19 protein-coding genes are annotated in these 22,991 nt (G+C 67.4%); 16 read left to right on the top strand and 3 right to left on the bottom strand.

Translation table 11 applies throughout. From position 1 onward, the window contains the following. The first annotated feature begins 44 nt into the window (after positions 1 to 44). From HWX87_RS04880 to HWX87_RS04865, 4 genes are all read left to right on the top strand, one after another. Entirely contained in the window at positions 45 to 467 is a 423-nt protein-coding gene (locus HWX87_RS04880; protein ID WP_034185149.1) for a rubrerythrin family protein, read from the top strand. 122 nt (positions 468 to 589) lie between these two features. Then, positions 590 to 1,927: a heterodisulfide reductase-related iron-sulfur binding cluster gene (locus HWX87_RS04875; protein ID WP_176046043.1), complete on the top strand. Its 1,338-nt coding sequence runs from the start codon at positions 590 to 592 to the stop codon at positions 1,925 to 1,927. A gap of 30 nt (positions 1,928 to 1,957) precedes the next feature. Next, a complete protein-coding gene (locus HWX87_RS04870) occupies positions 1,958 to 2,539 on the top strand; it encodes a DUF3501 family protein (protein WP_176046042.1) in 582 nt (193 codons plus the stop codon). Positions 2,540 to 3,263: 724 nt separating this feature from the next. After that, a complete protein-coding gene (locus tag HWX87_RS04865) occupies positions 3,264 to 4,205 on the top strand; it encodes a DUF6566 family protein (protein WP_176046346.1) in 942 nt (313 codons plus the stop codon). A gap of 126 nt (positions 4,206 to 4,331) precedes the next feature. Here the strand turns inward: HWX87_RS04865 and HWX87_RS04860 are convergent, their stop codons facing one another. Further along, on the bottom strand, positions 4,332 to 5,858 hold the full coding sequence (locus HWX87_RS04860) for a mannose-1-phosphate guanylyltransferase/mannose-6-phosphate isomerase (protein ID WP_176046041.1): 1,527 nt from the start codon (positions 5,856 to 5,858) through the stop codon (positions 4,332 to 4,334). 428 nt (positions 5,859 to 6,286) lie between these two features. On the opposite strand from HWX87_RS04860, the gene HWX87_RS04855 reads away from it, so the two are divergent. From HWX87_RS04855 to HWX87_RS04810, 10 genes are all read left to right on the top strand, one after another. Then, the gene (locus tag HWX87_RS04855) at positions 6,287 to 7,660 is read left to right on the top strand and encodes an undecaprenyl-phosphate glucose phosphotransferase (protein WP_176046040.1); all 1,374 of its coding nucleotides are present in this window, start codon (positions 6,287 to 6,289) and stop codon (positions 7,658 to 7,660) included. Between the two features lie 77 nt (positions 7,661 to 7,737). Then, positions 7,738 to 9,150 (top strand): UDP-glucose/GDP-mannose dehydrogenase family protein, encoded by a 1,413-nt coding sequence (locus tag HWX87_RS04850; protein ID WP_176046039.1) that lies wholly within the window; start codon positions 7,738 to 7,740, stop codon positions 9,148 to 9,150. Positions 9,151 to 9,180: 30 nt separating this feature from the next. Beyond that, positions 9,181 to 9,624 carry a low molecular weight protein-tyrosine-phosphatase gene (locus tag HWX87_RS04845; RefSeq protein ID WP_176046038.1) on the top strand — a complete coding sequence of 148 codons (444 nt, stop codon included), beginning with the start codon at positions 9,181 to 9,183 and terminating at the stop codon, positions 9,622 to 9,624. Further along, positions 9,618 to 10,796, top strand: a complete 1,179-nt coding sequence (locus HWX87_RS04840; RefSeq protein WP_176046345.1) for a polysaccharide biosynthesis/export family protein — start codon at positions 9,618 to 9,620, stop codon at positions 10,794 to 10,796. Before HWX87_RS04845 ends, HWX87_RS04840 begins: the two co-directional genes overlap by 7 nt. 50 nt (positions 10,797 to 10,846) lie before the next feature. After that, complete coding sequence (locus tag HWX87_RS04835) at positions 10,847 to 13,072, top strand: polysaccharide biosynthesis tyrosine autokinase (RefSeq protein ID WP_176046037.1); 2,226 nt, start codon at positions 10,847 to 10,849, stop codon at positions 13,070 to 13,072. Positions 13,073 to 13,134: 62 nt separating this feature from the next. Continuing rightward, positions 13,135 to 14,094, top strand: coding sequence for a glycosyltransferase family 2 protein (locus HWX87_RS04830; protein ID WP_176046036.1), 960 nt, complete (start codon positions 13,135 to 13,137; stop codon positions 14,092 to 14,094). A gap of 43 nt (positions 14,095 to 14,137) precedes the next feature. Further along, positions 14,138 to 15,283, top strand: a complete 1,146-nt coding sequence (locus HWX87_RS04825; protein WP_176046035.1) for a glycosyltransferase family 4 protein — start codon at positions 14,138 to 14,140, stop codon at positions 15,281 to 15,283. 10 nt (positions 15,284 to 15,293) lie between these two features. Next, a complete protein-coding gene (locus tag HWX87_RS04820; RefSeq protein ID WP_176046034.1) occupies positions 15,294 to 16,760 on the top strand; it encodes a glucose-6-phosphate isomerase in 1,467 nt (488 codons plus the stop codon). Further along, on the top strand, positions 16,757 to 17,941 hold the full coding sequence (locus HWX87_RS04815; RefSeq protein ID WP_176046033.1) for a glycosyltransferase family 4 protein: 1,185 nt from the start codon (positions 16,757 to 16,759) through the stop codon (positions 17,939 to 17,941). The genes HWX87_RS04820 and HWX87_RS04815 overlap by 4 nt, the downstream gene beginning before the upstream one ends. Further along, on the top strand, positions 17,941 to 19,107 hold the full coding sequence (locus HWX87_RS04810; protein WP_176046032.1) for a glycosyltransferase family 4 protein: 1,167 nt from the start codon (positions 17,941 to 17,943) through the stop codon (positions 19,105 to 19,107). Before HWX87_RS04815 ends, HWX87_RS04810 begins: the two co-directional genes overlap by 1 nt. A 129-nt stretch (positions 19,108 to 19,236) precedes the next feature. Here HWX87_RS04810 and HWX87_RS04805 read toward each other — a convergent pair whose 3' ends face one another. After that, positions 19,237 to 20,472 (bottom strand): MFS transporter, encoded by a 1,236-nt coding sequence (locus HWX87_RS04805; protein ID WP_176046031.1) that lies wholly within the window; start codon positions 20,470 to 20,472, stop codon positions 19,237 to 19,239. Positions 20,473 to 20,624: 152 nt separating this feature from the next. On the opposite strand from HWX87_RS04805, the gene HWX87_RS04800 reads away from it, so the two are divergent. Then, entirely contained in the window at positions 20,625 to 21,095 is a 471-nt protein-coding gene (locus HWX87_RS04800) for a helix-turn-helix domain-containing protein (protein ID WP_176046030.1), read from the top strand. Continuing rightward, complete coding sequence (locus HWX87_RS04795) at positions 21,092 to 21,283, top strand: hypothetical protein (protein WP_176046029.1); 192 nt, start codon at positions 21,092 to 21,094, stop codon at positions 21,281 to 21,283. The genes HWX87_RS04800 and HWX87_RS04795 overlap by 4 nt, the downstream gene beginning before the upstream one ends. A 155-nt stretch (positions 21,284 to 21,438) precedes the next feature. Here the strand turns inward: HWX87_RS04795 and HWX87_RS04790 are convergent, their stop codons facing one another. Further along, entirely contained in the window at positions 21,439 to 22,878 is a 1,440-nt protein-coding gene (locus HWX87_RS04790; RefSeq protein WP_176046028.1) for an MFS transporter, read from the bottom strand. Between the last annotated feature and the right edge of the window lie 113 nt (positions 22,879 to 22,991).

Genomic DNA, 22,991 nt, shown 5'->3' with positions numbered 1-22,991 from the left:
GCCCGGCTTCGCATGCGGCCGCGCCGACTCGAACGGAGGCGCAAATGGCTCACCTCAAGGGCAGCAAGACCGAAGAGAACCTGAAGGCCGCATTCGCGGGTGAATCGCAGGCGAACCGGCGCTATCTGTATTTCGCTTCGAAGGCTGACGTCGAAGGGCAAAACGACCTCGCCGCGCTGTTCCGCTCGACCGCCGAAGGCGAAACCGGCCATGCGCACGGCCATCTCGAATACCTGGAAGCCGTCGGCGATCCGGCCACGGGCTTGCCGTTCGGTTCGTCGCGGCTGAATCTCGAATCGGCGATCGCCGGCGAGACGCACGAATACACCGACATGTATCCGGGCATGGCGAAGACCGCGCGCGACGAAGGCTTCGACGAAATCGCGAACTGGTTCGAAACGCTCGCGAAGGCCGAACGCAGCCACGCAAACCGTTATACGAAGGCGCTGGACAGTCTCGTCGACTGACGGGCCGCCGCAGGCCGCACGGCAGCGCCGTGCGACCGGCACGCGGCCGGCTGTTCGTTCATCGCCGCCCGCCGTGCGCGGGCGGCGCGCTCGCGCGCATGCGCGCCACGCTGGAGCGCCCCATGCCCCACAAGGAAGGCAGTCTCGAAGCCCCGACCCGGCATCCGCTCGACTGGCAGTCCGATGCGTTCTACGACCAGGCCGCGATCGACGCTGAAATGACGCGCGTGTTCGACATCTGCGCCGGGTGCCGGCGCTGCGTGTCGCTGTGCGGCGCGTTTCCGGCGCTGTTCGACCTGGTCGACGACACGCCGATGGGCGACATCGAGGAGGTACCGAAGGAAGCGTTCGGCAAGGTCGTCGACCAGTGCTATCTGTGCGACCTCTGCTACATGACGAAATGCCCGTACGTGCCGCCGCACGCATGGAACGTCGACTTCCCGCACCTGATGCTGCGCGGCAAGGCCGCGCGCTACCAGCGCGGCGAAGTGGCGTTGCGCGACAAGGTGCTGTCGAATACCGACGCGCTCGGCCATTTCGCGGGCATTCCGATCGTCACGCAGGCGGTGAACGCGGTGAACCGCACGCCGCCGGCGCGCCACGCGCTCGAAGCGGCGCTCGGCGTCGATCGCAACGCATGGCTGCCTGAGTTCGCGCCGCGCAAGTTCCGGCGCGCCGCGAAGCGCTCCGGCAACCCGCCCGTGCGCGATGGCGAACGCACGCCCGGCAAGGTCGCGATCTACGCGACGTGCTACGTGAATTTCAACGAACCCGGTATCGGCCACGACCTGCTCGCGATCCTCGCGCACAACGATATCCCGTATGAACTCGTCACACGCGAAGCCTGCTGCGGGATGCCGCTGCTCGAGCAGGGCAACCTCGCTGGCGTCGCCGCGAAGAAGGCCGTGAACATGCCCGTGCTCGAACGCTACGCGCGCGAAGGCTATGCGCTGATCGGCGCGATTCCGAGCTGCGTGCTGATGTACAAGAGCGAGCTGCCGCTGATGTTCCCCGGCGACGAGGCCGTGCGCGCGGTGGCCGACGCATTCTGGGATCCGTTCGAATACGTGATCGCGCGGCATCGCGACGGGCTGCTGAAGACCGATTTCAAGACCGGCCTCGGTACCGTGTCGTATCACGTGCCGTGCCATGCGCGTGTGCAGAACATCGGCCGCAAGACAGCTGACGCGCTGTCGCTCGTGCCCGATACGCGCGTGAACGTCGTCGAGCGTTGCTCGGGCCATGCGGGCACGTTCGGCGTGAAAAAGGAATTCCATGCGGACGCGATGCGGATCGGCGCACCCGTGTTCAAGGCGATGGCCGAGCCGCAACCGGATGTCGTGTCGTCCGACTGCGCGCTGGCAGGCCATCACATCGTGCAGGGCATTGACGAGAAGGGGCTGCCGTCCGCGCCGCTCGCGCATCCGCTCACGCTGCTGCGCCGCGCATACGGGATCTGATCCGACGCCTGCCATCCACGAGGACTGCTCATGACGCTGACCCGCGACTCCCTGCTGACGCTCGAAGCATACGCAAAGATCCGCAGGACCGAACACGCGCGGCTCGTCGCGTACAAGCGCCGCCGCGCGGTGGCGCTCGGCAACCACCTGCGCTTCCTGTTCGAGGACGAGACGACGATCCGCTATCAGATCCAGGAGATGCTGCACATCGAGAAGATCTTCGACGAGGCCGGCATCGAAGGCGAACTGGAAGCCTATCTGCCGCTGGTGCCCGACGGCACCAACCTGAAGGCGACGATGCAGATCGAATACGAGCACGAGGCCGAGCGGCGCGCGGCGCTCGCGCGGCTGATCGGCGTCGAGGATCGCGTGTACGTGCAGGTCGACGGGCATGCGAACGTCTACGCGATCGCCGACGAGGATCTCGAACGCGACACCGCCGAGAAGACGTCGGCCGTGCATTTCGTGCGGTTCGAACTCGATGCGCCGATGCGCGCGGCGCTCAAGGGCGGGGCGGCGCTGTCGATCGGCTGCGATCACCCGGCCTACGCAATGCCGCCGCAGCGCGTGGACGCGGACGTGAGCGCATCGCTGGCCGGCGATCTGCGCTGACGCAACCGCCGCGCGTCCCGCACGGCGGTTTCCGTTTTTCCGTTCCGACCCGAATCAGGATGTCCGCTCGCCGGGCGGCGCTGCCGCGCGCCTGTCGCCGAGAAGATGTAACAGGCGTCACGAGTTTGCGTGCGGAGACATACCGTGCATCGCGCGTCACCGCACTTTCATCACTCGCAGAGAAACAATAAAAAGATTGTGCACGGAGATAATTAAGGTGAACGGAAATTGAATGATTTACCGATTCGTGAATATCTTGTTACGAATTTTCCCGTGATTTACCGATTTTAGGAAGCAATCCGGGAAATTGTTTCCGGCAAGGGCCGGATCAGCCTGTAACAGCTTATTTCAGGCTATTCTTCATACCCTGTAGAGCCCCGCCGGACGGGCCTTTGCAGCGACGGGCATAAAGATCTCGCAAAAAAATTCAAGCGTAAATAGATTGCGCATCAATGGCTGGATGTTTCAGTGCGTAACATTAAGTCATTGTCATATTGAGATAAACCCTGAGGATGGTATGCTTCGTGCACAAAAATTCCCACATTGGAGTGAGACCGTGATTTGTGCGCCATTGCCGGGAATCGCGGCACCGTGAAAGTGCGGTGTCGAGCCGGCATGCACAACACCGGATAACCATAATGTGCAACCTGGCCGCCGCGCGACCCGATGTGTCGCGATGGCGCCGCCAATCGCAGCCCGGCCTGGCTGCGTGGAGAGATCTACTATGTTCTTCGATGAGCTTAACGATGAAGAGTGGTTTCGTCTTTCAACGCTGATCGCCGATGAACCCATCCGGCTGAATCGCCGTGGGCGTCCGCGTGCCGAACCGCGCGTCGTCGCGAACGCGGTGCTCTGGATCCTGACGACCGGGGAAGCCTGGTCCAAGCTGCCCGGTCGTTATCCGTCCGGGCCGACGTGCCGTCGCCGCTACGAAGAGTGGCTGGCGAGCGGCACGCTGCTGCAGATGATCGACGTGCTGACCCAGTTCAGCGGGCGCACGTTCGCGTATATTCCGCCGCCGCCGGTGCCGGTCGTTCCCGCGCGCCGGGTGGAACCCGTACCCGACAACGATCGCTTGCGCGGCGTGTTCTGGCAAAACCCCGAGTCGTGGCAATTGCCGGTTGCGCAGGCAAACGTTTGGGAGGGCGAAGGTGCGTCGGTCAGTGCGATGCAGGACGATGCGGTGATCGATCCGTCCGACACGTCGTTCGTCGTGCCCGGTGCGCCGGCGACGGAGCTGCGCCACGCACATGCGTCGTCGGCGAGCTTCGCCGCGGCCGAACCGCAAGTCGACGAGTATCGCGGCTATACGATCAGCGGCATCGCGCAGCCCGTGCAGAACCTGATGTATCGCGCGTGGGCCGAGATCTCGCAGGACGACCGGCGCGTGGAGCGCTCGGGCCTCATCGGCCCGCGCTTCACCGATGCCGAGGAAGCCGAGCAGTTCGCGCTCGACTGGGCGCGCCAGTGGATCGATCGCCACGGCGCGAGCGACGAGCCGGCGCGCGAGCCGCAAAGCGAGGTGCTGGCCGGCCTGTCCGCGCTGGCGCGTGCGGAGTCGGACATCAAGCGCTTCATCGCCGAGCGTCACGCGAGCGCGCTGACCGAAGGCCGCAACGATCCGGTGCAGCCGGAGCGCCGCGAGTACGAATACCGCGTCGGTTGACCGCGGTGTCGATGCGACGCGCGGGCCGTCGTGTGCCACGACGCCCGCGCGGCAATGCCGTCTCTTCAAGCCTGCCGTGCCGGCCGGGCGCCGCTTCGACAGCGGCGCCCGCCGGCGTTTGATGCATCACTGGCGCCCGTAGGTATCGTCGAAGCGGACGATGTCGTCCTCGCCGAGATACGCGCCCGATTGCACTTCGATCAGTTCGAGCGGCATCTTGCCCGGGTTCTCCAGGCGGTGCGAGACGCCGAGCGGGATGTACGTCGATTCGTTTTCGGACAGCAGGAACGTTTCGTCGCCGCGCGTGATGCGCGCGGTGCCGCGCACGACGATCCAGTGTTCGGCGCGGTGGTGGTGCATCTGCAGCGACAGTTGCGCGCCCGGCTTCACGACGATGCGTTTCACCTGGAAGCGCTCGCCCATGTCGACCGAGTCGTAGTGGCCCCACGGGCGGTGCACCTTGCGGTGATCGGTGGCTTCCGCACCGCGTTGCGCCTTGATGCGGCCGACGATTTTCTTCACGTCCTGCACGCGCGATTTATCCGCGACGAGCACGGCGTCGGGCGTTTCGACGACGACGAGGTTCTGCGTGCCGACGCACGCGACGAGCCGGCTTTCCGAATGCGCGAAAGTCGATTCGGCGTCTTCGAACAGCACGTTGCCGCGGCCGACGTTCTCCGCATCGTCCTTCGGCGAGATCTGCCAGATCGCATCCCACGAACCGACGTCCGACCAGCCGGCGTCGAGCGGCACGACGACGCTCTCGCACAGTTGCGGCAGGCTCGCGAGCGGCTCCATCACCGCATAGTCGATCGAGTTCGACGGCGACGCGGCGAATGCGTCGCGGTCGACGCGGAAGAAATCGCCGTCTTCCTTGCCCTGGGCGACGGCCTGTTCGCACGCGGCGTAGATCGCCGGTTCGAGCTGGCGGATCGCCTTCAGCCAGACCGATGCGCGCACGATGAAGATCCCGCTGTTCCACCAGTACTCGCCGGACGCGACGTACTGCTGCGCGAGTTCGAGGTGCGGCTTCTCGACGAAACGGTCGAGGCGGCGCACGTCGAGGCTGCCCGTCGCGGCATCGCCGAGCGGCGCGCCGACGCGGATGTAGCCGTAGCCGGTTTCCGCGTGCTTCGGCACGATGCCCATCGTCGCGATCTTGCCTTGCGCGGCGCAGTGCACGCCGGCCGCGACGGCTGCGTGAAAGCGCGGCAGGTCGGCGACCGCATGGTCGGCCGGCATCACGGTCATCACCGCATCGTTGCCGCCGGCGACGAGCCGCAGCGCGGCGAGCGTCAGCGCGGGCGCGGTGTCGCGGCCGAGCGGCTCGAGCATGATCGTCGCGCGCTTGGCCGTCAGGCGCAGCTGTTCGGCGGTCGTGAAGCGGTGATCCTCGCCGCACACGATCAGCACGTCGTCGTTCAGCGGATGAGCGGCCGCGAGGCCGTCGAGGCGCAGGGCGGTCGACTGCAACAGCGAATGATCGCCGAGCAGGCCGATCAGCTGTTTCGGAAAACGTTCGCGCGACATCGGCCACAGGCGTGTGCCGGAGCCGCCGGCAAGAATCACCGGTTGCACCGCGAGGCGCGTGCCGGTAGCGGGGGCGGCGGAAGAAGAATGGCGCGTTTCGGCTGCCACGGCCGGAGCATTCATGATGACACTCTCCACGGTTGAAGTCAGTGCCTGTCGTTGTAGCATGAAGTAAATCGACAATAAAACCGGGCCCATTGCTTGATATTCATCAGGCATTCATCTGGAAAAATTTTCCGCGATAGCATCGGATGCAAATAAAAAAATAAAAAATAATTCCGCGCATCGGCGTCAAGCGCTTGACTGGAAAGGGATCGCGGCGAACGTAAAGTTTCCGAAAACTTCTCGATTCCCGATCAATTCGGGAAAACCTGCCGAATTAATTCAAAAACTTCGCGGCAAGAATTTCCGATTATTTTTCGAAATACTTGTGCGCTTGAGGCGGAATTTTCTTACCGCTTCAATAGCGTCATGCAACGTTTGAATCGAAGGTGCGGCACGGGTCGCACGAGGAGCTGTTCGGCAAACGCCTGTTCAAAGAGGAAGCAGACATGTTGAGCGTGCTGGCGAGAGTCATCGATATCGCGATGGTCGTGGCGGGGGCGCTGATCGCCGCCGCCCTGCACGGCGGCAGCATCTGGCTCAACGACCTGCAGCGCACGACGGTGCTGTTCGACTGCCTGCTCGTCGTCGTGTTCTTTCCGGCCATCGGCATTTACCAGTCGTGGCGCGGCAAGCGTCTCGTCGGGCTGGTGGGCCGGGTGGCGTTCGCGTGGCTCGTGGTCGAGCTCGCGGGCATCCTGATGAGCTTCAGCTTCCACCAGTCGGGCGACCTGTCGCGGATGTGGCTCGGTTACTGGGCGCTCGTGACGATGGTGCTGCTCGCCGGCTCGAAGGCCTGCGTGCACGTCGTGCTGCGGCAGTTGCGCCGCGGCGGCTACAACCTGAAGGCGGTCGCGATCGTCGGCGGTACGCCGGCGGCGCGGCGGCTGATCGCGCAGATGCGGGCGCGGCCGGAAGCCGGTTTCAACCCGGTGTGCGTGTACGACGAAAGCGAAGCGCCGGGCGAAGTGGCGCTCGACGACGTGCGTATCGAGCGGCAGTTCGAATCGCTGGTGTGGCTGGTGCGCAGCCGCGCGATCAGCGAGCTGTGGCTCACGCTGCCGATCACGGAGGAGCGCCGGATTCACCAGATCGTGACGGTGTTCCGCCACGACTTCGTGAATATCCGCTTCATTCCGGACGTGCGCACGCTGTCGTTCTTCAACCAGGAAGTGGTCGAGGTGCTCGGCGTGCCGGCGATCAACCTCGCGGCGTCGCCGATCACCGACGTGCGGATCCTGCCGAAGTTCGTGTTCGACCGGATGTTCGCGCTGGCGGCGCTCACGGCGCTCGCGCCGGTGATGGTGATGATCGCGGGCCTGATCAAGCTGACGTCGCGCGGGCCGGTGTTCTTTCGCCAGAAGCGCAAGGGCATCGACGGGCACGAGTTCGAGATCTACAAGTTTCGCTCGATGAAGGTGCACCAGGAAGTGTCCGGGCAGGTCACGCAGGCGACGAAGAACGACACGCGCGTGACGCCGGTCGGCCGGTTCCTGCGCCGCACGAGCCTCGATGAACTGCCGCAGTTCATCAACGTGCTGAAGGGCGAGATGTCGGTCGTCGGCCCGCGCCCGCATGCGCTTGCGCACGACGACATCTACAAGGACCTGGTCAAGGGCTACATGTTCCGCTACCGGATCAAGCCGGGCATCACCGGATGGGCGCAGATCAACGGCTATCGCGGCGAGACCGACCAGATCGAGAAGATGATGGGACGCGTGAAGCTCGATCTGTACTACATGCAGAACTGGTCGTTCTGGCTCGACATCAAGATCGTCGTGCTGACGCTCTGGAAAGGCTTCACCGGCAGCAACGCTTACTGACGCCGACGCGCAGCGCCACCACGCCGGCACTCCGGTTTTACGAATTTCGAATCATTGGTCACGAGGTCCGACACATCATGAATCTGACTATCATCGGCAGCGGTTACGTAGGTCTTGTCACCGGCGCCTGTCTCGCCGACATCGGGCACGACGTGTTCTGTCTCGACGTCGACCAGGCAAAGATCGACGTCCTGAACAACGGCGGCGTGCCGATCCACGAGCCGGGCCTGAAGGAAGTCATCGCGCGCAACCGCGCGGCCGGCCGCCTGCGCTTCTCGACCGACGTCGAGGCCGCGGTCGCGCACGGCGACGTGCAGTTCATCGCGGTCGGCACGCCGCCCGACGAGGACGGTTCGGCCGACCTGCAGTACGTGCTCGCGGCCGCGCGCAACATCGGCCGCTACATGACGGGCTTCAAGGTGATCGTCGACAAGTCGACGGTACCGGTCGGCACGGCCGAGCGCGTGCGCGCGGCGGTGGCCGAGGAGCTCGCGAAGCGCGGCGGCGACCAGATGTTCTCGGTCGTGTCGAATCCGGAATTCCTGAAGGAAGGCGCGGCCGTCGACGATTTCACGCGCCCCGACCGCATCGTGATCGGCTGCGACGACGACGTGCCGGGCGAACGCGCCCGCGAACTGATGAAGAAGCTGTACGCGCCGTTCAACCGCAACCACGAACGCACGCTGCACATGGACGTGCGCTCGGCCGAGTTCACGAAGTACGCGGCCAACGCGATGCTCGCGACGCGCATCTCGTTCATGAACGAGCTGGCGAACCTCGCCGACCGTTTCGGCGCGGACATCGAGGCCGTGCGCCGCGGGATCGGGTCCGATCCGCGCATCGGCTATCACTTCCTGTATGCCGGCTGCGGCTACGGCGGCTCGTGCTTCCCGAAGGACGTCGAGGCGCTGATCCGCACGGCCGACGAGCACGGGCAGGCGCTGCAGATCCTGAAGGCCGTGTCGTCGGTCAACGCGACGCAAAAGCGCGTGCTCGCCGACAAGATCGTCGCGCGCTTCGGCGAGGACCTGACGGGCCGCACGTTCGCGATCTGGGGCCTGGCGTTCAAGCCGAACACCGACGACATGCGCGAAGCGCCGAGTCGCGAGCTGATCGCCGAGCTGCTGTCGCGCGGCGCGCGCATCGCCGCGTACGACCCGGTCGCGCAGCAGGAGGCGCGCCGCGTGATCGCACTCGATCTCGCCGATCACCCGAGCTGGCTCGAGCGCCTGACCTTCGTCGACGACGAAGCGCAGGCCGCGCGCGACGCCGACGCGCTCGTGATCGTCACCGAATGGAAGATCTTCAAGAGCCCCGACTTCGTCGCGCTCGGCCGCCTGTGGAAGTCGCCGGTGATCTTCGACGGCCGCAACCTGTACGAGCCGGAGACGATGAGCGAGCAGGGCATCGAATACCACCCGATCGGCCGGCCGGGCTCGCGCCAGGCCGTCGCCGCCCGCGTGCCGGGCACCGCGCGCGCAAGCGCGTAACCCGTTTCCCGTCACTCGTTACGAGACGCCATGTTCCGGAACATCCTGATCGTCTGCCACGCGAACGTCTGCCGCAGCCCGGCGGCGGAGATGCTGTTCAAGTCGCACGCCGCGTCGCGGGGCGGCGTGCGCCCGACGTTTCACTCGGCCGGCGTGCATGCGAATGACGGCGACGGCATCGATCCGGTGATGCGGCAACTGCTCGCCGAGCGGGGCGTCGATGCGACGACCCATCGCTCGCGGCGGCTGTCGCGCCGGATCGTGCGCGACGCCGACCTGATTCTCGTCAGCGAGCGCGGACAGATTGCGGCCGTCGAAAAGGTCGATCCGTTCGCGCGCGGCAAGGTCCACCTGCTCGGCAAGTGGGAAGGGGCCGAGATTGCCGACCCGCACGGCGGCCCCGAAGCCGATTACCGCGAGAGCTACTCACTGATCGAACGTCTGGTTCAAGGATGGCTACAGAAACTATGCTGAAACGCCCGATGCGCCCGGTGGCGCTTGCCGTCGCGCTGACGACTTTCCTGTCGGCCTGTGCAACCGCTCCCGGCAACTACCTCGACTCGTCGAACCTGAAGGACGAAGGCCGGCAGCAAGCCGCCGAAACCTATCCGGTTCATTACATCGACGCCAAAGTGGTGATGGACCAGCTGCAGAAGGCGCAGGTCGACCATCCGCTGCCGCCCGCGCGCTATACCGATCCGTCGCAATACGTGTACCGGATCGGGCCGCAGGACATCCTCGGCGTCACCGTCTGGGACCACCCCGAGCTGACGACGCCGCAGGGCCAGTCGTTCTCGAGCGGCGGCAACACGACGCAGACGATCGCAGGCGCGCTGCAGCAGCCGTATTCGTCGTCGCTGCCGGGCCAGGCCGATCCTTACGGCCAGACGGTGGCGGCCGACGGCACGATCTTCTTCCCGTTCGTCGGCCGCATCCACGTGGCGGGCAAGACGATCGCGCAGACCCGTGACGAGCTCGCCACGCGTCTTGCGCGCTATGTGAAGAATCCGCAACTCGACGTGCGCGTGCTGTCGTTCCGCAGCCAGAAGGTGCAGGTGACGGGCGAGGTGAAGACACCGGGCCCGCTCGCGATGAGCGACGTGCCGCTGACGCTGGTCGACGCGATCTCGCGCTCGGGCGGCTCGACCACCGACGCCGATCTGCAGCGCGTGCGCCTGACGCGCGACGGCAAGCTCTACACGCTCGACGCGAACGGCGTGCTCGACCGCGGCGAAGTGCGGCAGAACGTGATGCTGCAGCAGGGCGACATCGTCAACGTGCCGGATCGCAGCGACAGCCGCGTGTTCATCATGGGCGAGGTCAAGACGCCGGTCACGGTGCCGATGCTCAAGGGCAAGCTGACCATCGCCGATGCGTTGACGGCCGGCGGCGGCATCCTCGACACCGATGCGAACCCGCGCAAGATCTACGTGATGCGCGGCATGCGCGACAACCCGACGAAGCCTGAAGTGTTCCGTCTCGACATGACGCAGCCTGATGCGCTGATGCTGTCGAGCCGCTTCCCGCTTCAGCCGCTCGACGTCGTCTACGTCAGCACGGCCGGCTCGGTGCAGTTCAACCGGGTGCTGCAGCAGGTGCTTCCGACGATTCAGACGATTTTCTACATGAAGCAAATCACGCGCTGATAGCCCGCCGGGGCGGCACCTCCGCCCCGGCACCACTCAAGCGGGAACGAATGGTGAACACGCAAGCGAAACACTCCTACGCGGATCTGTCCGTGAAAACCGAGGAAGAGGACGTCGTCCTCGGCCAGTTGCTCCAGGTGATCATGGACGACATCTGGCTGCTGCTCGGCATCGCGGTGACGGTCGTCGCGCTCGCCGGCCTCTACTGCTATATCGCGAAGCCGGTGTATCAGGCCGACGTGCACGTGCGGGTCGAGAGCAACGACAACACGTCGCAGGCGCTCACGCAGACGCAGACCGGTGCGACGATCAACTCCGGTCCGCAGCAGGCGCAGACCGACGCGGAAATCGAGATCATCAAGAGCCGCGGCGTGGTCGCGCCGGTGGTCGAGCAGTTCAAGCTGAATTTCTCGGTCGTGCCGAAGACGCTGCCGGTGATCGGCAGCCTCGCCGCGCGCGTCGCGTCGCCGGGCACGCCGGCCCGGCCGTGGCTCGGCCTGAAATCGTACGCATGGGGCGGTGAAATTGCCGACGTCGATTCGATCAGCGTCGTGCCCGCGCTCGAAGGCAAGAAGCTGACGCTGACGGCCGGCCCGAACGGCACCTATTCGCTGGTCGACCAGAACGGTACGCGGCTGTTGGCGGGCCAGGTCGGCGAATCGACGCAGGGCGGCGGCGTGACGCTGCTCGTGTCGAAGCTGGTCGCGCGTCCCGGCACGCAGTTCACGGTGGTCCGCTACAACGATCTCGACGCGATCAGCGGCTTCCAGACCGGCATCCAGGTGACCGAGCAGGGCAAGCAGACGGGCGTCGTGCAGATCTCGCTCGAAGGCAAGGACCCGGACCAGACCGCCGCGATCGCGAACGCGCTCGCGCAGTCGTACCTGAACCAGCACGTGGTCGCGAAGCAGGCCGAAGCGACCAAGATGCTCGACTTCCTGAAGGGCGAGGAACCGCGCCTGAAGTCCGACCTCGAACGCGCGGAAGCCGCACTGACGCAATACCAGCGCACGTCGGGCTCGATCAACGCGAGCGACGAGGCGAAGGTCTACCTCGAAGGCAGCGTGCAGTACGAACAGCAGATCGCCGCGCAGCGCCTGCAGCTCGCGTCGCTCGCGCAGCGCTTCACCGATTCGCACCCGATGGTGATCGCGGCCAAGCAGCAGCTCGCCGAGCTGCAGGGCGAGAAGGACAAGTTCAGCAACCGCTTCCGCAGCCTGCCGGCCACCGAAGTGAAGGCCGTCCAGCTCCAGCGTGACGCGAAGGTCGCCGAGGACATCTACGTGCTGCTGCTGAACCGCGTGCAGGAGCTGTCGGTGCAGAAGGCCGGCACGGGCGGCAACATCCACCTCGTCGATTCGGCGCTGCGTCCGGGCGATCCGGTCAAGCCGAAGAAGGTGCTGATCCTGTCGGCCGCGGTGTTCCTCGGGCTGATCCTCGGCACCGGCGTCGTGTTCCTGCGCCGCAACATGTTCCAGGGCATCGAGGATCCGGACCGCATCGAGCGCGCGTTCAACCTGCCGCTGTACGGGCTGGTGCCGCAAAGCGCCGAGCAGGTGAAGCTCGACGCGGCGGCCGAGAAGGGCGGCAGCCGCGCAAGGCCGATCCTCGCGAGCCTGCGTCCGAAGGATCTCAGCGTCGAGAGCCTGCGCAGCCTGCGCACCGCGATGCAGTTCGCGATGATGGACGCGAAGAACCGCGTGATCGTGCTGACGGGCCCGACGCCCGGTATCGGCAAGAGTTTCTTGACGGTCAACCTCGCGGTGCTGCTCGCGCATTCGGGCAAGCGCGTGCTGCTGATCGACGCCGACATGCGCCGCGGCCTGCTCGACCGCTACTTCGGCCTGACCTCGCAGCCGGGCCTGTCCGAGCTGCTGAGCGACCAGTCGGCGCTCGAGGACGCCGTGCGCGAGACGCCGGTGCAGGGCCTGTCGTTCATCTCGGCCGGCACGCGCCCGCCGAACCCGTCGGAGCTGCTGATGTCGACGCGTCTGCCGCAATACCTCGAAGGGCTCGGCAAGCGCTACGACGTCGTGCTGATCGATTCGCCGCCGGTGCTGGCGGTGACCGACGCGACGATCATCGGCCGCATGGCCGGCTCGACGTTCCTCGTGCTGCGCTCGGGCATGCATACCGAAGGCGAGATCGCCGATGCGATCAAGCGCCTGCGCACCGCGGGTGTCGACCTGGAAGGCGGGATCTTCAACGGCGTGCCGCCGAAGGCGCGCGGCTACGGCCGCGGCTATGCGGCCGTGCATGAATACCTGAGCGCCTGATCCATCTGGCGCGTAACCGGGGGGCAGCGCGTGCTGTCCCCCGGCCGACTGGAGAACCATCGATGAAAATTTCCGTGCTCGTTCCGACCTACCGGCGTCCTGCCGACCTCGCGCGCTGCCTGCTGGCGCTGCAGCGGCAGCAGCGGCTGCCCGACGAGGTGATCGTCGTCGCGCGCCCGGAGGACGACGCCACGCACGAGCGGCTCGCCGATCCGGCGGTCGGCGGCGCATTGCCGCTGCGCATCGTGGCGGTCGACGTGCCGGGGCAGGTCGCCGCGCTGAACAAGGGGCTCGACTCCGCGCACGGCGACATCGTGGCCATCACCGACGACGATGCGGCGCCGCACCCCGACTGGCTCGCGCGCGTCGAATCGGTATTCGCGGCCGATCCGCGCGTGGGCGCGGTCGGCGGGCGCGACTGGGTCCACGAGAAGGGCCGCGTGCTCGACGAATCGCGCGAACTCGTCGGCCAGCTCACGCTGTCCGGCAAGATCGTCGGCAATCATCATCTCGGCGTCGGCGGCGCACGCGAAGTCGACATGCTGAAAGGCGCGAACATGAGCTATCGCCGCGCCGCGATCGAGCGGCTGCGCTTCGACACGCGGCTGCGCGGCGCCGGTGCGCAGGTGCACAACGACATGGGTTTCAGCATGCACGTGCAGCGCGACGGGTGGAAGCTCGTCTACGACCCGGCGATCGCGGTCGATCATTATCCGGCGGAACGCTTCGACGACGACCGGCGCGATGCCGCGTCGCTGAATGCGATCAGCAACGGCGCGTACAACATGCACCTGATCCTGCGCGAGCACCTGCCGCCGCTGCGGCGCGAGATCGCGTGGTGGTGGTGGACGCTGGTCGGTACGCGCGTCTACCCGGGCTTCGCGCACGTGCTGCTGTCGCTGCATACGACGAAGCGCGAGCGGATCCGCGAGCACTGGCGCGCGGTGCGCCGCGGTGCGCGCGATGCCCGCCGCGCGAACCTTGCCCCCCACCGCGCGGCGATGCCGCCGGTGACGTCTTGAACGGCCGGCGCGCCTCGCGCGCGGCCACCCTCGGAGGGCTTGCATGACTACGAAAGCGGCAACCAACGTTCACGTCCACCTGTTCTACGGCGCCGATCCGCGTACCTACCGGAAAGGCGAGAACATCGGCTGCCTGTACGGCTATCACCACGCCGAATCCGACGAATTCCGGCTGACCTATTCGCAGGACGGCGGCGAGAACCGCGTCGCCGGCCTCGCGCGCCGCGCGCTGAAGGCGGCGCTCGGCTTCGACGTCGTGCACGCATGGCGCAATCGCGCCGCGCTGCTGAACACCGACGTGATCTGGACGCACACGGAACAGGAGCACCTGGCGGCCTCGCTGGTCCTGAAGCTCGCCGGTACGCAGGGCAAGCGCCCGCTGCTGCTTGCCCAGAGCGTGTGGCTGTTCGACAAGTGGGGCAGCTTCGGCGGTCCGCGCCGCTGGCTGTACCGCAAGCTGCTCAAGCGCGCCGACGCGCTGACCACGCTGGCGCGCGACAACGCCGACCTGTGCCGTCGTTATCTCGGCCGCGAAGCCGAGTTCGTCTACTACGGGCTGAACACGCAGGATTTCCCGCTGACCGAGCCGCGGCAATGGAAGCCGAACCGGCCGTTGCGGATCGCCGCGATCGGCAACGACCGCGACCGCGACTGGCGCACCTTCCTCGCCGCGTTCGGCGGCGACGAGCGCTACGACGTGCGGCTCGCGACGCGCCGCCGCGTGCCGCGCGAATGGCATGCGCCGAACGTGAAGATCGGCTCGGCGTCGGGGCTCGCGAAGCAGCACGAACTGTACGCATGGGCCGACGTGATCGTCGTGCCGCTGCGGCCGAATTTCCACGCGTCGGGCATCACCGTGATGCTCGAGGCGGCGGCTGTCGGCAAGCCGATGATCGTGTCCGATGTCGGCGGGCTCAGCGACTACTTCCCGCACGATACGGCCGCGTATGTGCCGGCGTTCGACGCGCAGGCGATGCGCCAGGCCGCCGACCGCTTCGTCGCCGATCCGGTGGCGGCGCTCGACTGCGCGCGGGCCGCCGCCGCGTGCCTGCGCGATCGCGACCTGACCACGCAGGCGTTCGCGGAGCAGCACGTGCGGATCACGCGCGACATGCTGCGCCGGCGCCGTACGCCGGCGGCCGCGGGCGTGGCGATGCCGCTCGCGGATTCGCGCCCGTCGTCGCGGTGAGAGCGGATCGATGAGTACGATTACCGCCGAACGCGCACCGTCGCGCAAGCGCAGTCGGCTACCCGAGCCGAAGCACTGGGTCGGGCAGGCCGCGCTGTGGTCCTTCACCGCCGCGCTGATCGCCATTCACCAGGGCAAGGTGCTGACGCTCGCGTTTCCGGTGCTGGCCATCGCGGTCGGCATCTGGCTGTATTTCAAGAGCCCGGCGCGCTACGTCGGCTTCATGTGGTGGGTGTGGTTCCTGAGCCCGGAAGTGCGGCGGCTCGCCGACTGGTCGAAGGGAGCGTTCACGCCGACGAGCCTGATCCAGGTCGCGCCGCTCGCGGTGACGATGATCGCCGGCCTGGGTCTGATCCGGCATTACCGCGTGCTCGCGCAGCGACGCGGGATCCCCATCCTGCTGATGCTGTTCGGGCTCACGTACGCGTATCTCGTCGGGATCGTGTCGAGCGGCGTGATGGCCGCGACCTATGACCTGGCGAACTGGGTGTATCCGGTGCTGATCGGTTTCCACATCATGGTCAACGCGCGAGATTATCCCGAGTACCGCGATGTGCTGCTGTCCACGTTCATGTGGGGCATGCTCGTGATGGGCCTGTACGGCGTCGTGCAGTACTTCGTGATGCCGCAGTGGGACGTGCTGTGGATGATCGGGTCCGACATGGGTTCGCAGGGCGAGCCGGTGCCGTACGGCGTGCGCGTGTTCAGCACGATGAACTCGTCCGGGCCGTTCGCGTTCGCGATCATGGGCGCGCTGGTGTTCGTGTTCGCCGCGCCGCAGAAGATCCGCTGGTTCGCCGGGGCGGCCGGCTTCGTGTCGTTCGCGCTGTGTCTCGTGCGTTCGACGTGGGGCGGCTGGGTGATCGCGCTCGCGATCCAGCTCGCGCAGTCGAACAACCGCGTGCGGATGCGGATCCTGATCAGCGGCGTCGTGCTGGTCGGGCTCTGCGTGCCGCTCCTGACCGTCGGGCCGGTGGCCGACCGTCTCGGCGCGCGTCTGCAGTCGATCACGAACCTGAAGGACGACCGCAGCTACGACGACCGCAACAAGTTCTACGCCACCTTCGCGCAGACGGCATTTACCGACGTTGCCGGCGAAGGGATGGGCGCGACGGGCGCCTCCACGAAGCTGTCCAGCGACAGCGGCGAGCTCGGCAAGTACGGCAGCTTCGACAGCGGCGTGATGAACGTGCCGTTCGTGCTCGGCTGGCCCGGCACGCTGCTCTACCTCGCCGGCGTCGTGATGCTGTTCGGCCGCACGCTGCGCGCGGCATTCAAGCTGCGCAAGGACAAGTTCGTCGGCGCGTGCCTGAGCCTGTGCCTGTCGACTTTCGCGATGCTCGTGTTCACGAACTCGCTGATCGGCACGGGCGGCCTGCTGATGTTCACAGCCATTTTTTCGATACTAGCCGCGGCGCACTGGCAAAAGGCACAACGCCTGCTGGCCGCCGCGCATTCACGGGGAGGCGACCATTGAGAATCGCGATCGTCACGCATGTCGTGCGACATAACGACGGGCAGGGCCGCGTCAATTACGAAATCGCGCGCGCGGCGCTGGCCGAGAACTACGAAGTCACGCTGGTCGCGTCGCACGTCGCGCCCGAGCTGCTGGCCGACCCGCGCGTGCGCTGGGTGCCCGTGAAGGTCGGCGGCTTCTGGCCGTCGAATCTCGTCAAGCAGCAGGTGTTCGCGCTGAAGAGCGCGGCCTGGCTGCGCGCACACCGCAGCGAATACGACGTGCTGCACGTGAACGGCTTCATCTCGTGGATCAAGGCCGACGTGAATACCGCGCACTTCGTGCACGGCGGCTGGTTCAAGAGTCCGTACTATCCGTTCGGGCCGACGAAGGGCATCTGGTCGGCTTACCAGTACGTCTATACGCGCGTGAACACCACGCTCGAGCGCTGGGCGTACAAGCGGTCGCGCGCGATCACGGCCGTGTCGCAGAAGGTGGCCGACGAGATCGCCGGGCTCGGCATCGACAGCCGCAAGATCAGCGTGATCTACAACGGCGTCGACGGCAGCGCGTTCGCCGGTGCGCAGGCCGATCGCGCGGCGTTCAAGCTGCCGGACGATGCGTTCCTGCTGCTGTTCGTCGGCGACCTGCGCACGCCGCGCAAGAACCTCGGCACCGTGCTGAAGGCGCTGACGAAACTGCCGGCGAACGTGCACCTGGCGGTGGCCGGCTATCTGCCCGGCAGCCCGTATCCGGAAGAGGCGCGCGCGCTCGGCATCGATTCGCGCGTGCATTTCCTCGGCCTCGTGAAAAACATGCCGACGCTGATGCGCTCGGTCGACGCGTATGTCTTTCCGTCGCGCTACGAGGCGATGAGCCTGTCGCTGCTGGAAGCGATGGCGGCCGGTTTGCCGGTCGTCACCGCGCGCACGGCGGGCGGCGCGGAAATCATCACGCGCGAATGCGGGATCGTGCTGGAAGACCCGGACGATCCGGCCGCGCTCGCGCAGGCGATCGGCTCGCTCGCGGCGTCGCGCGACACCTGCCGCACGATGGGCGACGCGGCCCGCGAACTGATGACCCGTTTCGGCTGGGCGCACATGGGTGCCCAGTACGTCGCGCTTTACCGGCGCATCGGCCAACCCACGCAGCCGTCCGCCTTCGAGCGGGTCGAGCATGCAGTCACGCAGGAGCAGTCGTGATGTCTCAATCTTCCCGGCCGATCAAATCGTTGCAAATCGGCATGCACTGGTTCCCCGAACGCGCGGGCGGCCTCGACCGGATGTACTACTCGCTCGTCGGTGCGCTGCCGGGCGCGGGCGTCGAGGTGCGCGGGCTCGTCGCCGGCTCGCCGAAGGTCGCCGACGACACGGGCGGCGCGATCCAGGGCTTCGGTCCCGCGTCGGAGCCGCTCGCGCGCCGGATGCTGGCCGCGCGGCGCGCGCTGCGCGACGAGATCCGCAGCGAACGGCCGGACGTGATCTCGTCGCACTTCGCGCTGTACACGTTCCCCGGCCTCGACGTCACGCGCGGGATTCCGCAGGTGTCGCACTTCCAGGGGCCGTGGGCCGACGAAAGCCAGGTCGAGGGCGCCGCGTCGCTCGGGCAGCGTGCGAAGCGCTATCTCGAACAGGCCGTCTATACGCGCTCGTCGCGGCTGATCGTGCTGTCGCAAGCGTTCGGCCAGATCCTGACGAACCGCTACGGGATCGATCCGTCGCGTGTGCGGGTGATTCCCGGCTGCGTCGATACCGCGCAGTTCGATACGCCGCTCACGCCCGCCGAGGCGCGGCACAAGCTGCAGTTGCCGCAGGACCGGCCGATCGTGCTGGCCGTGCGCCGGCTCGTGCGGCGCATGGGGCTGGAGGACCTGATCGACGCGATCGGCCTCGTCAAGCACCGTCACCCGGACGTGCTGCTGCTGATCGCCGGCAAGGGCAAGATCGGCGAGGAACTGCAGCAGCGCATCGACGCTGCCGGGTTGCAGGACAACGTGAAGCTGCTCGGCTTCGTGCCCGACAACCATCTCGCGGCGCTGTACCGCGCGGCGACGGTCAGCGTCGTGCCGACGGTCGCGCTCGAAGGGTTCGGGCTGATCACCGTCGAATCGCTGGCGTCCGGCACACCCGTGCTGGTGACGCCGGTCGGCGGGCTGCCGGAGGCGGTCGCCGGGTTGTCGAACGACCTCGTGCTGCCGTCGACGGGCGCGGATGCGATCGCGGAAGGGCTCGGCGGCGCGCTGTCGGGTGCGATCGCGCTGCCCGACGAGGCCGCATGCAAGCGCTACGCGCGTGATCATTTCGACAACGCGGTGATCGCGCGACGCGTCGCCGGCGTGTACGAAGAGGCGATCCAGGCGGCAGGCTGAACGCCGCGGCGCGCATCCTGCGCGCCGGACCTGAAGCCGGACCGGCGCATGCGTGTGGCCGGTTCGCGTGCCGGCCGCCCGACGAGGTCGGGCCGGCTCGTTCCGTTCGATCGGGATGGCCGGCGCGCATCACGCGCGCCTGAGCGTCGCGGCCCAGACGCCGAGCGCAGCCAGGCTCACGATCGCGCCAAGCGCGCAGACGCCCGTCCATCCGGCGCGCGCATACATCATCGTCGACGCGATCGCGCCGAGTCCGCTGCCGACCGAGTAGAACAGCATGTAGCAGCCGACGAGGCGCGCGTGCGCATCGGGCCGCGCGCCGAGAATCATGCTCTGGTTGACGACGTGGACAGCCTGGCCGCCGACGTCGAGCAGCACGATGCCGACGATCAACCACCCAATCGACGTATCGCCGAATGCGAGCGGCAGCCAGGAGCACGCGAGCAGCGCGAGCGCGGCGCCGGTCGTCGCTTCGCCGCGCCCGCGATCCGCGAGCCGGCCTGCGCGGGCGGCGGCCGCGGCGCCCAGCGCGCCGACGAGGCCGAATGCGCCGATCTGCGTATGCGACATCGCGTGTGGCGGTGCGCTCAGCGGCAGCACGAGCGCGCTCCAGAAGATGCTGAACGCGGCGAACATCAGCAGCGCGATTGCACCGCGCACGCGCAGCACGCGTTCATGGCGCAGCAACGACACCATCGACTTCAGCAGCGCCGCGTAGCCGATGCGCTCGCGGGGCGCGTTCGTGTCGGGCAACAGCCGCGACAGCACGACGAGCATCGCGAGCGCGAGCGCACCCGACACGAGGTAGACGGCCCGCCAGCCCGCGAAGTCCGTGACGACGCCGGCCAGCGAGCGCGCGGCCAGCAGCCCGACCACGACGCCGCCCTGGGCGGCGCCCACCACGCGCCCGCGTTCGCCGGCGCCCGCGAGCGCGGCCGAGCACGCGATCAGCCCTTGTGTCATTGCGGTGCCGAGCAGCCCGACCGCGACCATCCCCGCCAGCAGCGCGATGCGCGTCGACGATGCGGCGACGCCGATACAGGCTGCCGTCAGCAGCAGAAGCTGCACGGTGATCAGGCGCTTGCGGTTCAGCAGGTCGCCGAGCGGCACGACGAACAGCAGTGCGAGCGCACAGCCGAGCTGCGTCGCGGTGATGACGCCGCCGACGGCGGCCTGCGACACGCCGAAATCCCGCGCGATCGAATCGAGCAGCGGCTGGGCGTAGTAGACGTTCGCGACGCTCGCCGCACAGCAGACGGCCAGCAACGCGACGCGTGCCGAGGACAGGGGGGCGCCATCGGCCGGATGCGTTGCATGGGTCGGCTCGTTCGAAGCAACGGTGCTGGAATGACAGGAAGACGCCATGGGTTCCCTCATGCAAAGTAGTTGCAAATTAAAACTAGTGTGAGTGTAGGAAAAGTGGTTTTAAAATGCAACTTGTTGTGCGGCGGGCGACAGCTCGGGCACGGATGGCCGGCACTGCCGCGAGGGCGGCCGGCACGATTGCGGAGAGGAACATGGCCAGGCAGAAAAGTCTTGCGGATTCGCCGTGCCCGGTGGCGCGGGCGACGGATATCGTCGGTGATCGCTGGGCGTTGCTGATCGTGCGCGATGCGTTCGACGGCGTGCGCCGGTTCGGCGATTTCCGCGCGAGCCTCGGCGTCGCGAGCAACATCCTGTCCGACCGGCTGAAGATGCTGGTGGACGCCGGCGTGTTCGACGTCGTGCCGGCGTCGGACGGCACCGCGTATCAGGAGTACGCGCTGACGAAAAAGGGCGAAGGGCTGTTTCCGGTCATCGTGATGCTGCGGCAGTGGGGCGAGGCGAACCTGTTCGCGCGCGGCGAGCCGCATTCGGTGCTGGTCGATCGCAGCACCGGGCGCGCGATCCGCAAGCTCGCACTGCGGCACGAGGACGGCCGGCCGTTGAAGGCGGCCGAGACGGTCGTGAAGAAGATCGGCGACGAAGCGGGCGCGACACGGCAATGAGCGCGATGCGCGGCGGCCGGCCGGTCGGCCGGGCTGTCGCGATCGCCGTTGACCGGAGCCGCATTGCCAGGACCCATCCGCTGGATTTCGCCGGCGGCTCGACCTGCAGCGCCGTATCCACGGCTACGGCGAAAGCGAAGGCGCCGACGATGGGCGCGACCGATGCGGATCGGGCCGAGCCACTGTAGCTGACCGATTTCAACCACGTCGATGTCGCGCCGAAGCGGGCCGGGCCGCATATTCGGTACTTCGGCGAAGCATGCGGCGAGCCACTCCAGGCAGGACGCGTTTCCGTGGCGTCACCTGATCCAGCCCGACCCCGGCGACGCGTGACCGCACGCGTTCAATCGGCCGCCGGCATCGCGTGACGCGCGGGCGCCGCGCTGCGATGCGCGTCGGGCCGCACGAGCGTCGCGAGCAGCGCGGCCGCGACCAGCAACGCGACCGACACGGCCGCTTCGATCCGAAGGCCGCCGACGACCTGCCACGCGCCGCCGCCGCCCGCGAGCGCACCGAATGCCGCGACACCCATCGCGCCGCCGGCCTGCCGCGCGGTATTCAACACGGCCGACGCGATGCCGGCCCGCTCGGGTGCGACCGACGCGAGCACGGCCGTCGTCATCGCGGGCACCGCGAACCCCATGCCCGACGGAATCAGCAGGAACGGCACGAGCAGCGCGGCGAGCGGTGTCGATGCGTCGACGAAATGCAGCGATCCGTAGCCGAGCGCGGCGACGAGCGCGCCCGCCAGCATCGGCACGCGCGGGCCATGCCGCGCGACGACACGGCCGCTCGCGAGATTCGACAGCAGGAAGCCACCCGTCAGCGGCAGGAACGCGAGGCCGGCCTGCAACGCCGATTCACCGCGGGCACGCTGCAGGTAGAGCGCCAGCACGAACACGGTGCCGTAGTACGTGAGGTTCACGCAGATCCCGAACAGTACGGCCGCGCTGAACGTGCGATGACGGAACAGCGACAGCGGCAGCATCGGCGTGGCCGTGCGCGATTCGACCGCGACGAAGGCGAGCGCGGCGAGTGCAGCGAACCCGAAGCCGCCGGCAACGACCGGGTGCGCGAAACCGAGCGGCCGCCATTCGATCACGGCGCCGGTCAGCGCGGTCAGCATCGCGATCGCGATGAGCTGGCCGCGCAGGTCGAGTGCGCGTGCCGCGCGCGATGGTGCAGCGTGCTCGCGGCGTGCCGGCATCCAGGCGATTGCGGCTGCAAGCCCCGCCGCGCACAACGGCAGGTTCACGAGAAAGATGCCGCGCCAGCCCCACGCGGCGATCAGCAGGCCGCCGACCACCGGGCCGGCCGCGATCGAGATCGACCCGGCCGCCGTCCACCAGCCGACCGCGCGGGCACGCAGGTGCGGGTCGTGCCGGCACGCGTCGTTGAGCAGCGCGAGCGAATTGGGCAGCATCGCCGCGGCGCCGACACCCTGCAGCGCACGGGCCGCGATCAGCATGGCAGGCGCGCGTGCGGCGCCGCACGCGAGCGACGCGAGTGCGAACAGCACGAGGCCCGCGATATACAGGCGGCGCGCACCGAAGCGATCGCCGAGCGCACCGCCCGACAGCATCAGGACCGCGAACGCGAGCGTGTACGCATCGACGACCCACTGCAGGCCGGCGACCGGCAAGCGCAGGTCGGCCGCGAGATGCGCGAGCGCGATGTTGACGATCGTCACGTCGAGCTGCGTGACGACGAAACCGATGCTGACGGTCGCGACGACGCGGGCCAGCGCGGGCGGAAAGGCGGAGGAGGGGGTGGTCGTATCCATGCACCCATCGTAGGACGCGACGGACGGGTGATGTTTCAGCGGGAGGTGAAGCGTCGATACGTATGCCGGCGCGGCTGCGTCATGCTTGTTACGTGCGTTGATGCGTGCCTTGA

It is taken from the genome of Burkholderia sp. BCC1644 (assembly GCF_902833225.1).
Lineage (GTDB): Bacteria > Pseudomonadota > Gammaproteobacteria > Burkholderiales > Burkholderiaceae > Burkholderia.
This window is presented reverse-complemented; position numbering and strand designations above follow the sequence as displayed.

What these genes read in the sequence shown, in the direction of transcription:
- HWX87_RS04880 (WP_034185149.1), top strand. Translation starts at nt 45, where the DNA reads ATGGCTCACCTCAAGGGCAGCAAGACCGAAGAGAACCTGAAGGCCGCA.
- HWX87_RS04875 (WP_176046043.1), top strand. Translation starts at nt 590, where the DNA reads ATGCCCCACAAGGAAGGCAGTCTCGAAGCCCCGACCCGGCATCCGCTC.
- HWX87_RS04870 (WP_176046042.1), top strand. Translation starts at nt 1,958, where the DNA reads ATGACGCTGACCCGCGACTCCCTGCTGACGCTCGAAGCATACGCAAAG.
- HWX87_RS04865 (WP_176046346.1), top strand. Translation starts at nt 3,264, where the DNA reads ATGTTCTTCGATGAGCTTAACGATGAAGAGTGGTTTCGTCTTTCAACG.
- HWX87_RS04860 (WP_176046041.1), bottom strand. Translation starts at nt 5,858, where the DNA reads ATGAATGCTCCGGCCGTGGCAGCCGAAACGCGCCATTCTTCTTCCGCC.
- HWX87_RS04855 (WP_176046040.1), top strand. Translation starts at nt 6,287, where the DNA reads ATGTTGAGCGTGCTGGCGAGAGTCATCGATATCGCGATGGTCGTGGCG.
- HWX87_RS04850 (WP_176046039.1), top strand. Translation starts at nt 7,738, where the DNA reads ATGAATCTGACTATCATCGGCAGCGGTTACGTAGGTCTTGTCACCGGC.
- HWX87_RS04845 (WP_176046038.1), top strand. Translation starts at nt 9,181, where the DNA reads ATGTTCCGGAACATCCTGATCGTCTGCCACGCGAACGTCTGCCGCAGC.
- HWX87_RS04840 (WP_176046345.1), top strand. Translation starts at nt 9,618, where the DNA reads ATGCTGAAACGCCCGATGCGCCCGGTGGCGCTTGCCGTCGCGCTGACG.
- HWX87_RS04835 (WP_176046037.1), top strand. Translation starts at nt 10,847, where the DNA reads ATGGTGAACACGCAAGCGAAACACTCCTACGCGGATCTGTCCGTGAAA.
- HWX87_RS04830 (WP_176046036.1), top strand. Translation starts at nt 13,135, where the DNA reads ATGAAAATTTCCGTGCTCGTTCCGACCTACCGGCGTCCTGCCGACCTC.
- HWX87_RS04825 (WP_176046035.1), top strand. Translation starts at nt 14,138, where the DNA reads ATGACTACGAAAGCGGCAACCAACGTTCACGTCCACCTGTTCTACGGC.
- HWX87_RS04820 (WP_176046034.1), top strand. Translation starts at nt 15,294, where the DNA reads ATGAGTACGATTACCGCCGAACGCGCACCGTCGCGCAAGCGCAGTCGG.
- HWX87_RS04810 (WP_176046032.1), top strand. Translation starts at nt 17,941, where the DNA reads ATGTCTCAATCTTCCCGGCCGATCAAATCGTTGCAAATCGGCATGCAC.
- HWX87_RS04805 (WP_176046031.1), bottom strand. Translation starts at nt 20,472, where the DNA reads ATGGCGTCTTCCTGTCATTCCAGCACCGTTGCTTCGAACGAGCCGACC.
- HWX87_RS04800 (WP_176046030.1), top strand. Translation starts at nt 20,625, where the DNA reads ATGGCCAGGCAGAAAAGTCTTGCGGATTCGCCGTGCCCGGTGGCGCGG.
- HWX87_RS04795 (WP_176046029.1), top strand. Translation starts at nt 21,092, where the DNA reads ATGAGCGCGATGCGCGGCGGCCGGCCGGTCGGCCGGGCTGTCGCGATC.
- HWX87_RS04790 (WP_176046028.1), bottom strand. Translation starts at nt 22,878, where the DNA reads ATGGATACGACCACCCCCTCCTCCGCCTTTCCGCCCGCGCTGGCCCGC.